This window comes from Chryseobacterium takakiae (assembly GCF_900129385.1).
Classification (GTDB): domain Bacteria; phylum Bacteroidota; class Bacteroidia; order Flavobacteriales; family Weeksellaceae; genus Chryseobacterium; species Chryseobacterium takakiae.
In genome coordinates, this window is record NZ_FQVO01000001.1 from 607,269 (window position 1) to 619,372 (window position 12,104).

The 12,104-nt window shown below is 37.8% G+C and carries 7 protein-coding genes; 3 read left to right on the forward strand and 4 right to left on the reverse strand.

Features of this window, described 5'->3' with window-relative positions; genetic code table 11:
• The first annotated feature begins 20 nt into the window (after window positions 1-20).
• The 3 genes from BUA76_RS02655 (at window position 21) to BUA76_RS02665 (ending at window position 4,032) form a co-directional block, all read left to right on the forward strand.
• Entirely contained in the window at window positions 21-2,156 is a 2,136-nt protein-coding gene (locus BUA76_RS02655; protein ID WP_072883262.1) for a hypothetical protein, read from the forward strand.
• A gap of 313 nt (window positions 2,157-2,469) precedes the next feature.
• Window positions 2,470-3,516, forward strand: a complete 1,047-nt coding sequence (locus tag BUA76_RS02660) for a GntR family transcriptional regulator (RefSeq protein ID WP_072883263.1) — start codon at window positions 2,470-2,472, stop codon at window positions 3,514-3,516.
• A 135-nt stretch (window positions 3,517-3,651) separates the two neighbouring features.
• On the forward strand, window positions 3,652-4,032 hold the full coding sequence (locus BUA76_RS02665) for a nuclear transport factor 2 family protein (protein WP_228408444.1): 381 nt from the start codon (window positions 3,652-3,654) through the stop codon (window positions 4,030-4,032).
• A gap of 368 nt (window positions 4,033-4,400) precedes the next feature.
• On the opposite strand, the gene BUA76_RS02670 is transcribed toward BUA76_RS02665, so the two are convergent.
• The 4 genes from BUA76_RS02670 to BUA76_RS02685 all read right to left on the reverse strand — a co-directional run bounded on the left by BUA76_RS02670 (window position 4,401) and on the right by BUA76_RS02685 (window position 11,999).
• Window positions 4,401-5,549: an alpha-hydroxy acid oxidase gene (locus BUA76_RS02670; RefSeq protein WP_072883265.1), complete on the reverse strand. Its 1,149-nt coding sequence runs from the start codon at window positions 5,547-5,549 to the stop codon at window positions 4,401-4,403.
• Window positions 5,550-5,750: 201 nt separating this feature from the next.
• On the reverse strand, window positions 5,751-7,139 hold the full coding sequence (locus tag BUA76_RS02675; RefSeq protein ID WP_072883266.1) for an FGGY-family carbohydrate kinase: 1,389 nt from the start codon (window positions 7,137-7,139) through the stop codon (window positions 5,751-5,753).
• A 599-nt stretch (window positions 7,140-7,738) separates the two neighbouring features.
• A complete protein-coding gene (locus BUA76_RS02680) occupies window positions 7,739-9,019 on the reverse strand; it encodes a sugar isomerase (RefSeq protein ID WP_072883267.1) in 1,281 nt (426 codons plus the stop codon).
• 877 nt (window positions 9,020-9,896) lie between these two features.
• On the reverse strand, window positions 9,897-11,999 hold the full coding sequence (locus tag BUA76_RS02685; protein ID WP_072883268.1) for a bifunctional aldolase/short-chain dehydrogenase: 2,103 nt from the start codon (window positions 11,997-11,999) through the stop codon (window positions 9,897-9,899).
• Window positions 12,000-12,104: the final 105 nt, after the last annotated feature.

Genomic DNA, 12,104 nt, shown 5'->3' on the forward strand with positions numbered 1-12,104 from the left:
GAAATAAAATAAATTTTAAAATGAAAAAAATTGCAATATATCTAAGTCTTTTCTGCATTGGATTTTCGTCCTTAAATGCCCAAAAAATCGACCGCAAAAAAGTTATTCAGAGACATAATATCGTCAATGTAAAAGCAGATACTTTATCAACTTTAACGGTTGGAAACGGAAAGTTTGCTTACACCGTTGATATCACCGGAATGCAGTCATTCCCGGAATATTATAAAAACGGTGTTTCTTTGGGAACACAGTCGGAATGGGGCTGGAACAGTTTTCCGAATACCGAAAATTATACTTTTGAGGAAACTTTAAAACCTTACGACTTCAATAATGACGGAAGAAAAGCGTTATACAGTGTTCAAATCAAAGAACCTGAACGCAATAAAAAGGCGGTAGAATATTTCCGGGTGAATCAACATCGTCTGCAACTAGGAAATATAGGTCTTGAGCTGATCAAAAAAGACGGTAAAAAAGCGCAGGTTTCAGATCTTCAAAACATCTATCAGAAAATTGATTTGTGGACCGGAATAATTACGAGTGAGTTTTCTCTGGAAGGAACTCCGGTAAAAGTATGGACGGCGTCTTTTCAGAATTCTGATAAAATAGGAGTTAAAATTGAATCTGATTTAATTAAGCAAAAAAGATTGAAAATTTTTGCAAAATATCCTTATCCAAGCGGACAGTTTCTGGATGAAGGGACTTTTTATGGTAATGAAAATCAACATTCAACAAAATTAACTTCTTCAAATTCAAATCAGGGCTTTATTGAGCACAAATTGCAAACTGCAGATTATTTTACGCAATTGTATTTTACCGAAGGAAAATTAAGTGAGGCCGGAAAACATTATTTTGTTTTCGAACCTTCTTCAAAAAGCAAAACGGTTGAACTGAGTGTTGAGTTTTCAGAGAAAAATCAAAAAACAAATAAAAGCTTATTTGCAGATGCTGAAAAAGAAAGCAGTTCAGGCTGGAAAAACTTCTGGGAAAGCGGTGCAGCGGTTGATTTTGAAGGAAGCACCGATAAAAGAGCCAACGAATTGGAACGCAGAATTGTTTTGTCTGAATATTTAACGAAAGTTCAGTGCGGAGGAAGCAATCCGCCACAGGAAACGGGTTTAACTTTCAACAGCTGGTACGGAAAACCGCATACCGAAATGCATTGGTGGCACGGCGTTCATTACGCTTTGTGGGGAAGGCCGGAAATTCTGGAAAAGCAATTGGATTATTATTTCAGATCGTTTGAAAAAGCAAAAAAATTAGCGGAAAGACAGGGCTATAAAGGCGTTCGCTGGATTAAAATGTCGGATAATGAAGGCAATGAAAGTCCGTCTTCTGTAGCTGCATTTCTGATCTGGGAACAGCCGCATTTGATTTACATGACCGAGCTTTTATATCGTGATAAAAAGGATAAAAAAGTTTTGGAAAAATATAAAGACTTAGTGTATGCAACGGCAGAATTTATGGCTGACTTTGCAACGTATGACAGAGAAAAAAACCGTTACAATCTTGGGAAAGGCGTCATTCCGGCGCAGGAAGTTTTCCCTGCAAAAGATACTTATAACCCGACATATGAAGTCGCTTATTGGGATTGGGCGTTGAGGGTTGCGCAACAATGGAAAGAAAGACTGGGCGAACCAAGGGATAAAAAATGGGATGATGTAATTAATAAATTAGCACCGCTTCCAATTCAGGACGGAGTTTATTTATCCACGGAATCGGCAAAAGACTCTTTCACTTTTCCGAAATGGATGACCGATCATCCTGCAGTTTTAGGCGCATTAGGAATGGTTCCTGAATCTCCGAAACTGGATAAAAAAATTATGAAAAATACACTCGACATCGTTTGGGAAAGATGGAACTGGGGTCACACCTGGGGCTGGGATTTTCCGATGACGGCAATGACGGCTGCAAGGCTCGGACTTCCGAATAAAGCTTTGGATGCTCTGTTTATGGATGTTCAGACCAATACCTACCTTAAAAACGGGCATAATTTTCAGGATGGACGTTTGAGAATTTATCTGCCGGGAAACGGCGGAATTTTAACAACTGTTGCGATGATGCTGGAAGGTTGGGACAGTTCAACAGGACAATTTCCCGGATTTCCGAAAGATGGAACCTGGAAAATTAAAGCGGAAGGTTTTAAAAAGATGCCTTAAAGAGTTTCACATTCATATAGTTTCCAAGTCTGTTCTGAAAAGGACAGGCTTTTTTTTATAAACGATTGAGATTTAAAGTTTACAATAAAATTAGAGTTATCATCGTTTTACGTTATGAAACCGGCAATTTAAATAATTTAAACTCATATAAAATTATGATTACAAATTATTGATAATAAATAATTTATGTTAATACATTTCATTAAACATGATGATTATCAGTTATTATAATTTTTTGTAACTTGTCTACTTTAACAAATCATTCTTCTGAAATTCATTTTGTTAAAATTAAATCATTCCATACCCCAAAACTATGGCAGAAACTTTTGAAATACATATCAACGAAAACTCCCGTGTTCCCAAATACAAACAGATTGTAGACTCTATTCTAAACGGAATTGATGGCGGAGAAATCAGCATCGGTGAAAAAATCCCCTCCATTAATGAACTGAGCGAATCCTGTTTTCTTTCCCGTGATACAGTGGAAAAAGCGTATAAAGAATTAAGAAAAAGGCAAATTATTGAATCGGTGAAGGGCAAAGGATATTATATTTCCCGTATCAATAAGAATGACACGATTAATATTTTTTTCCTTATCAACAAACCGAGTACCTACAAGATGATGATTTATAATTATTTTGTGAATGCAATCGGTACCAAAGGCAATGTGGAAATGTATATTTACCACTGTGATGAGACGCTTTTCATCAATGCCTTGAAAAAAAATATGGGCGGTTTTGATTATTATGTCGTCATGCCTCACTTCCGGGACGAGCAGTCCAAACACACAAGCTCCACCAGAGAAGTCATTGAAATGATTGAAAAGATTCCAAAGAATAAACTGCTGATGCTGGACAATACAAAACCCAATATTTCAGGAGAATACGGCTCTATTTTTCAGGATTTCGAGCATGATATTTACAATGCTTTGAAAGAGGGTCTTGATAAAATCAGGAAATACGAAAAGATCATACTGGTGTATCCGGATAAGTCCATCCATCCCTATCCTTTCAGGATCGTAAGGGGTTTTGAAAAATTCTGCCGGGATTTTAAGCTTGATTATGAAATTCTAGATGAAATTTACTCTGATATGGAACTGCAGGATAAGGATATTTTTATAACCATCCGCGAACGTGACCTGGTGAATCTTGTAAAACAGATCCGGCAGAAAAACCTGAAGCTGGGCGAAGATATTGGCATTATCTCCTACAATGAAACTCCATTAAAAGAATTACTGGGAATTACTGTAATCACCACCGATTTTAAAGCGATGGGCGAATCTGCCGCGTATATGATCCTAAAGAACAAGAAAGAATCAGTGAATAATGTTTTTAAATTTATTCAGCGGGATTCTCTTTAAAAGAAATTCCAAATTCCTTTTTATTTGCGCAATCGATTACATTGTTTATTATATTATTTAGATTATTTCATTATGATTAAAAAATTAATTTTTGCTTTGAGTTTAATAATGGCTATTACCCTGTCCGCACAAAAAATGAATGATCCAGATGCTGTAAAAGCGGCAGCCGAGAAGTTGCGACTGGCTATGATTAGCGGGGAAAAATCTTCCCTTGAGTCTTTAATTTTACAGGAACTCTCGTACGGACATTCCGGAGGACACATTGATGATGCCCAAGAGTTTGTAGAAAAGCTGGTTACGAAGAAATCTGATTTTCTAACAATTGATGTTACCAACCAAACCGTACAGATTGTCGGAAATACAGCAATTGTGCGCCATCATTTTTATGCAACAACCGCCGACGCAGGAAAAGCTCCGGGTGATGTCACTTTGGATATTTTACTGGTTTGGGCCAAAGTGAAAAATGACTGGAAGTTACTCGCAAGACAGGCGGTGAAAGCTGAGAAAAAGAAATAGTTCTTTATTAATATAATTTAAAATTCGCAGGGAGTTCTTTGCGAATTTTTTGTTCTAAAATTTTTGTTATTTATTGACACAGAGATTCATTATTTATTCTGAATACTTTAGAGAGCAAAGAATGAAATCAATAAATTGACTGTTATGAAGCGATCGTTTGAGCTTTACGAAGCAAATTTATTTGTCTTTACTTATTAAATCAACAGTTTGAATAAGTAATTTTTGTTTAAAATTATTTAAGTTTGGCTAAAGCCAATTGAGATATTTAATAAGAAAACAGGCTAAAGCCCGTTCCTATTAATCAATTTATTCTGTAATTTTTTGCAAAAGCTTATTAACTTCTATCATTCCGCTTCCCGCTCAAAAACCTATACTCTAAAATCCTGCAGCTGCTCCGGTTTTTCACAACAAAGCTGCTCCATTACCTGCCTGAACTGCATCTTGAGCATCTCAATAATATGGTCGCCGCCTTTATCTCCTAAAGCTCCAACAGCATACATAAAAGTTCTCCCCATAAAAGTAAATTCGGCACCGCAGCTTAATGCACGGGCAACATCAGGCCCGGTTCTTATACCACTGTCCATCATGATTTTGATCTGGTCTTTATATTTTTCGCTGATTTCTTTTACCACCGCAATCGTAGATTCTCCTGCATCAAGCTGTCTTCCTCCATGATTGGAAATAATCATCCCATCGAAGCCTAAACGTACTGCTTCTTCGGCGTCTTCATCGGAAGCTACTCCTTTAATGACCAGTTTTCCTTTCCACTGATCGCGGATCGCCTTGATTCTGTCCGAATTTAATCTTCCTGAAAAAGTGGAATTCATGAACTGTCCCAATTGCTTTACGTTCATGTTTTTGTCCATGTATTTTTCCATGGTTTTAAAGCCCGGAACGCCGTGCTTCAGCATTTCAAGACACCATTGAGGTTTTACCAGAGCCTGGGAAACATTCCGGAAATTTAGTTGTGGCGGCATTGCCAAACCGTTTCTTATTTCTTTAGCTCTGTATCCGAATGTTGGAACATCTGCCAGAACCACCAGCACATCATATCCGGAACCTTCACAACGCTTGAGAATATCGTCACGCAACCATTCTTCTCTGGGATGGTACAGCTGATACCAGGCTCTACCTTCCGTTAATTCTGCAATTCTTTCAATACTGCTGGTGGTAACGGTGCTTAAAATGAAAGGAATATTATGTTTAAAAGCTGCTTTTGCAAGGATTTCCGGGGCATTCGGCCACATTAATCCCTGCAGGCCGACTGGCGAAATCCCGAAAGGTGCAGAGTATTTTACCCCGAATAATTCGGCTTCCATGTTGGCTTCCGCAAAATTGTTATTTAAATACCTCGGCCGGAGCAGCACTTCTCTCAGTTCTTCTGTATTTCTATCGCGGTTTATATTCTCATTACAGCCGCCGTCAAGATATTCAAAAGCAAAACGGGGCATTCTTTTTTTAGCTCTTTCAATTAAAAGATCGAGTGACGCATATTTTGTATCAAATGGGAAAGCCATGATTACAGGTTTTTATGTTATAAAGTTAGAAGTGAGAAGTGAGAAGTTAGAAGTTAGAAGTAAGAAGTGAGAAGTGAGAAGTGAGAAGTCAGAAGTTAGAAGTCAGAAGTTAGAAGTTAGAAGTTGATTCTTTTACATTTTACTTTTCACTTTTTACTTTTCACTTTTTACTTTTTACTTTTCATCTTTTACTTTACATATTTACAAATTAAAAATTAAAGGCTGAAGCACTTTCATCTGATAATGCTCCTGTAAGAAAGTTTCGTCTATTTTTTTATTAGAAATGACCATGGAAGCTCCCAATGCAGAACCCAACGGCGAATGGCTGGACATCACATGATAATGCTGAAAATGATGAGACATCAGTTTCATAAACACATCATTATCGGTAAATCCTCCATCGATGTAAATATTTTGAATTTCCGAATTTCCAATTGCATTTTGTATAGTATGAATCTGCAAATCCATCAGTTCGATCATCAGCTGATGATACGCTTCTTCAAAAGTTGCGAAAGCATTTAAATCGGTCTCGGTGATCATTTTTCTTTTTAAAATAATCCCTTCAAAACGGAAATAAACGGCTTTATGCTTCATTAAACGCAGATACAGTTCCTGGTCAAACTGCACTTCCCTGTGGAAACCATATTCTTTTCCGTAATGTGCGCATAATTTTTCCACCTGGATTTTATATTCATTTCCCATAAAAAAACGGGATGCCTTCACACGTTTCCCATCAATTCTCATGTAATTCAGACAATTATTTTCGATGTCTTCATCGGTTAAGCTTTCATCATTGAAAGGATTAAGTGAAATACTCCAGGTTCCCGTTGAAAGGAGTAAAAACGGTTCTTTTTTACTTAAAATATACGGTAAAAGCGCTGAAGAGCTGTCATGAATTCCCACCCCGATTTTAATTTTTTTATTTCTGTAAGAAGTATTGATGCTTGCTGAAGTCGGTACAATTGGTGGTAACAGGGCATCTATTTCCTCTTCGTAGACCCAGTCGTGGTAATCTGCTTTATCATAGTTCCATAAATTGGTGTGGCAGCCGATTGATGTGAATTCGGAGACACAGATTCCGGTAAACAAATACGATAGATATTGCGGTAAATGGAGACTGTACCTGATCTTTTTGAAAACTTCAGGATGTTTATATTTCAGCCAAAACAATTGTAATCCTGAATTCAGCATTCCCGCCTGCGGGGAAGCGGTTTCACGGGCGATTTTTAATTTGGTTCCGTGTTTTTTATAGAATAAATCCAAGATCTCTTTATCCATCGGTTTGGTGTAATTGTACAATGGCGTGAGAACATTTCCCCTCTGGTCCAAATGCACAAAACTTGCTCCGTATGTAGAGAAATTGATGGCTTTTACTTCAAAATTTTCATCGTCGAGAATGGCATTGAAATTATCTTTAATCCAGTTTTGGAGTGCCGCAAGATCTTCCGTCGGGTAGGCGTCTTCGTCTGTTGTAAGGGGTAATTCGGTATACTCACGAACGACTTCTTGGTAGTTTTTATCAAACAGAAAGAATTTTTTATTGGTTTTTCCAATATCAAATACAATGGTTACCTTCTTTTTTTTAGACATTTTCTTGGATGATTATTTTTTTATTGCAAAAGACTCTTTTAAACACTTTCTTTTATTTAAACGCAAAGTCCGCAAAGATTTTTTTAAATACTATACGTTTTTTAAGTTCGCAAAACGAAGTTTCGCCGATTCCAATGAATAAATCATAAAATTGAGGCAAAGGCGTTCTACTCAGCAAAGATTACAAAGAGCTTAATTTCTTTTGTAAATTCAATATTATTATTTAATTTATATCTTTTTTTAACTCAAAGCTCGCAAAGATTTTTTTTAATACTATCTGTTTTTTAAGTTTGCAAAGGCGTTTGACTATGTCGAATCTTCGATTTCACTCAGCGAAGAAACAAAGAATTTAGCATATATACTCCTGTAAAGTTCAATAATGTATTTTGCTAAATATTCAATTATATTAATAATTTCTTATACACCATTAAGGAGTGTTCAGATGTATCAAGATCATCAAGAAAATCCACTAATTCTTCAAGCATATGCTTAACCTTAATAATCTAAACACTTTCAACCTTAATGATAAAAATATAAGGATACATATAATTAAAAACTTTCGATTGCACTTGAAAGTTCAAATTATCAAATTAAACAGGTTACAATCCTGTTGCTTTTACATTCAGCCCTCTTTCGGAGATTAAATGTTCTCTCACTTTAAGATTTCTGTAAGCCGAAATAGGATCGATCGCCGCACCTGACTGAAATCTTGCGGCTTTTAATAACGGACGAACATCTGTTCTGTACGCATTCTGCAAAATTTCCTGGGCACGGACAACATCGTTATTCAGCTGCGCATCTTTCAATGCTTTCTGATCTACCAGAAGTGCCTGTGCATAAGCCATTAAAATCGCTTCCAGTGACTGAATAAGATCTTCCAGCGGATCTTTGATGTTATGGCTTGCATCAATCATCCACGCCGGATAAGGATTCTGCGGATTGTTTTCGATTCCATAAACCAATTCGTTGAAAATCAGGAACAATGCATAAGGCTTGATGGAACCTACCGTTAAATCATCATCACCATATTTGCTGTCGTTAAAATGGAAACCTCCCAATTTTCCTTTGTACATTAAGGTTGCAATGATTTGCTCAATGTTTGAATTGGGTAAATGATGCCCTAAGTCGACCAAGGTATAAGCTCTTTCTCCGCAAGCGTTTGCCAGCATGAAAGACGTCCCCCAATCCTGAATGGTTGTAGAATAAAAATTCGGTTCGTAAGGCTTATATTCGATGAATAATTTCCAATCTTCCGGCATTCCTGCATAAATTTCTTTTAAACTTTGTTCTGTTTTTGACAAAGCGGTCTGGAAATTTAATTGTCCCGGAAAGCTTGCGCCGTCTGCCAGCCAGACCGTTAAACTTTTAGAGCCTAATTCTTTACCAATACGGATTACTTCTTTATTGTGTTCAACGGCATATGCTCTTACATCTTCGTTCGACGCATTCAAAGAGCCGAATTTGTATGATTGCTGTGCTCCCGGCTGATCCTGAAACGTATTGGAATTCATCGCATCGAAAACCAATCCGTGAGCAGCCGCTTTTTCTTTAATTGCCTGTACATCATCCGGAATGTCCCACGGAATATGCAATGAAACAGCTCCTGCGGAGTTCGTTAATGCATGGATAAGCCCGATATCTTCTAATTTATGTTCCAATGTTGCCGGTTCGCCGCCGTAGGAAAATCTTCCGAAACGTGTACCTCCTGCGCCTAAAGCCCAACTTGGAACAGCCACCTGAAAGTCGGCAATTTTTTTGACAATTTCAGAAACATTTGCTCCTGATTTTGTGAGTTTATCTGATAAATAAGCGAAATCCGAATTGAAGTTTTCGGTTTCACTTTTATTATATTGCTTTATACTGTCTTTGTTTATAATCATGGTCTGATTTATATTTCTCAGGTTTTTTTTTGTTATGCACAGGGTTGCACCCTGTGTTATTGTAGGTCGCCACTTCGTGGCTTTGGTTGAGGAAATTTATTTTTAAATTCATTTAACATAATAATATCAAACTTACGATTTAAAATATACTCATTCAGTATTGATGTAAAAATTATCTTGGGAACGCATTCGCCATTCCGCCGTCTACATTGATGATGTTTCTTTTGCATAGGGTTTCGCCCCTATGCTGTTTTATGTCGCCACTTCGTGGCTCCGGTTCAAGAAAATTATTTTAAATTCATTAAATATTTAACATCATATCAAACTTACGATTTAAAATAATATTGATATGAAAATTTTACCTTGGGAAAACATTTGCTATTCCGCGGTCTACATTGATGATGTTTCTTTTGCATAGGGTTTCGCCCTATGCTGTTTTATGTCGCCACTTCGGGGCTTTGGTTGAGGAAATTTATTTTTAAATTCATTTAACATAATAATATCAAACTTACGATTTAAAATATACTCCTTCAGTATTGATGAAAAATTATCTTGGGAACGCATTCGCCATTCCGCCGTCTACATTGATGATGTTTCTTTTGCATAGGGTTTCGCACTATGCTGTTTTATGTCGCCACTTCGTGGCTTTGAGAGAAAACAATTGATTAAACTGACACAAATGTAGTTTAATCAATTGCTTATTCTATGAGCTTTATCTTGGGAACGCATTGGCCATTCCACCATCTACGTTGATGATGTTTCTTTTGCATAGGGTTTCGCCCTATGCTGTTTTATGTCGCCACTTCGTGGCTTTGAGAGAAAACAATTGATTAAACTGACACAAATGTAGTTTAATCAATTGCTTATTCTATGAGCTTTATCTTGGGAACGCATTGGCCATTCCACCATCTACGTTGATGATGTTTCCTGTGCTTTTATTTAAAATGGCAAGGCATGCAAAAACGCCATTGGCTATGTCTTCAGGAAGAATGATTTCGTTTAACAAATTTCTTTTGGCATAAAATGCCGGAAGTTCTTCCACCGTGATTCCGTTGGCTTTAGCACGGCCTTCTGCCCATTCTCCTTCCCAGATTTTGCTTCCTACAATGACGCCGTCCGGATTCACTACATTCACTCTGATTTTATCGGCTGCAAGTTCTGCGGCCAACAATCTGGTCATGTGCTGCTGAGCAGCTTTCGCTGTTCCGTAAGCCACATTATTCGGCCCTGCAACCAATCCGTTTTTACTAGCGATATTGACGATATCTCCGCCCAGATTCTGTTTTTTCATGATTTCCGTCCCGATTTTTGATAGTAAGAACTGGCCTTTCACCAAAACATTTTCCAGCAAATCCCAATCATTTAGAGTAGTTTCTTCCAACGATTTGGAAATAGCCAATCCTGCGGAATGGACAATAATATCTACCCCACCGAATGCCAAAACGGTTTCTTTGAAAGCATTAGCAATTGCTTCATCATTCGTTACATCACACTGAACGGCAACCGCCTGGTCTTTGCTATATTTCGATGTTGCCGCTTCTACGGCATCCTTATTCAAATCCGTGTATACAACCACTGCTCCTTCCGCAACCATTTTATCGGCAATGGCCTGCCCGATTCCGCCTCCGGCTCCGGTAACGATGGCAACTTTTCTTGACAAAGGCTTTTCCTTCGGCATTCTCTGAAGTTTAGCCTCTTCCAGCAGCCAGTATTCGATATCGAAAGCTTCCTGTCTTGGTAGTGAAGTATATTCAGAGATGGCTTCTGCACCACGCATTACATTGATGGCGTTGACATAAAACTCGCTTGCCACACGTGTCGTCTGCTTGTCTTTTGAGAAGCTGAACATTCCCACTCCCGGATAAATGATGATGACCGGATTCGGATCACGCATTGCGGGGCTGTTCGGATGCTTACAGGTTTCGTAATATTCTTTATATTCCTGTCGGTATTGTTCAAAAAGCGGATTTAATTTTTCTAAAATTGCTTTTGAATCATTTAAATCTTCATTTTTATCTAAAGTAAGCACCAATGGCTGAATTTTAGTTCTCAGGAAGTGATCCGGGCATGAAGTTCCCAGCGGAGCCAGTCTTTCAAGGTCATTGCTGTTGATAAATTCCAGTACCGTATTGCTGTCTGTAAAATGGCCAACCATTCTGTTTTCCGAGGAAGCCAGACCTCTTAATAATGGCATAATTTGAGCCGCTTTACTTTTTCTTTCTTCAGCAGGCAGAGATTCTATTTTTTGTCCGCCAAAAACCTGTCCGTTTTCTTCAATTTTTTTAGCGATATATTCTGAAGCCGTTTCGATAACTTCCAGGCTGTTGATATAACATTCATAGGAAGTATCTCCCCAAGTGAATAATCCATGGCTTCCTAAAACAATTCCTCTGATTCCCGGATTCTCGTTTAAACATTTTTCCAGCTGCAAGCCCAGATCGAAGCCCGGTCTTTGCCATGGTACCCATCCCATTGTATCACCCCAGATTTCTTTTGTAATTGCTTCACTGTCTTTTGCGGCCGCAACTGCAATCAGGGCGTCCGGGTGAAGATGATCAATATGTCTGAATGGAAGAAGTCCGTGAAGAGGTGTGTCGATAGAAGGCGCTTTGCTATCAAGATCGTAAATACAATGATCAAATAACCCTACCATTCTGTCTTCATCTTCCAGACCTTCATACACATTTTTGAGGTTTCTCAGTCTTTCGGTATATAAACCTGCGATTCCTTTTCTTGTTAAAGTACCAATATCGCCTCCGGAACCTTTCACCCACATTACCTCAACTTCTTCATTGGTTAAAGGATCTTTTTCTATGGTTTTGCAGCTTGTATTTCCGCCACCGTAGTTGGTGATTCTTAAGTCTGCTCCCAGAATATTGGAACGGTACAAGAATAAGGCAACCTGGTCATCTCCAAAAGATGCTGCTTTTTCATCATCCCACAAATAGTTTACGTATTTGAATGTTTTTAGTTTTTCCATTGTCTTTACTTATATTTCTAAATTCTCACCCAAAATTAGATTGTTCTGTTTTGTACAGCATCCCGTACTATACTGCTAAATGCCTTGTGTAAAGATAAATTAACA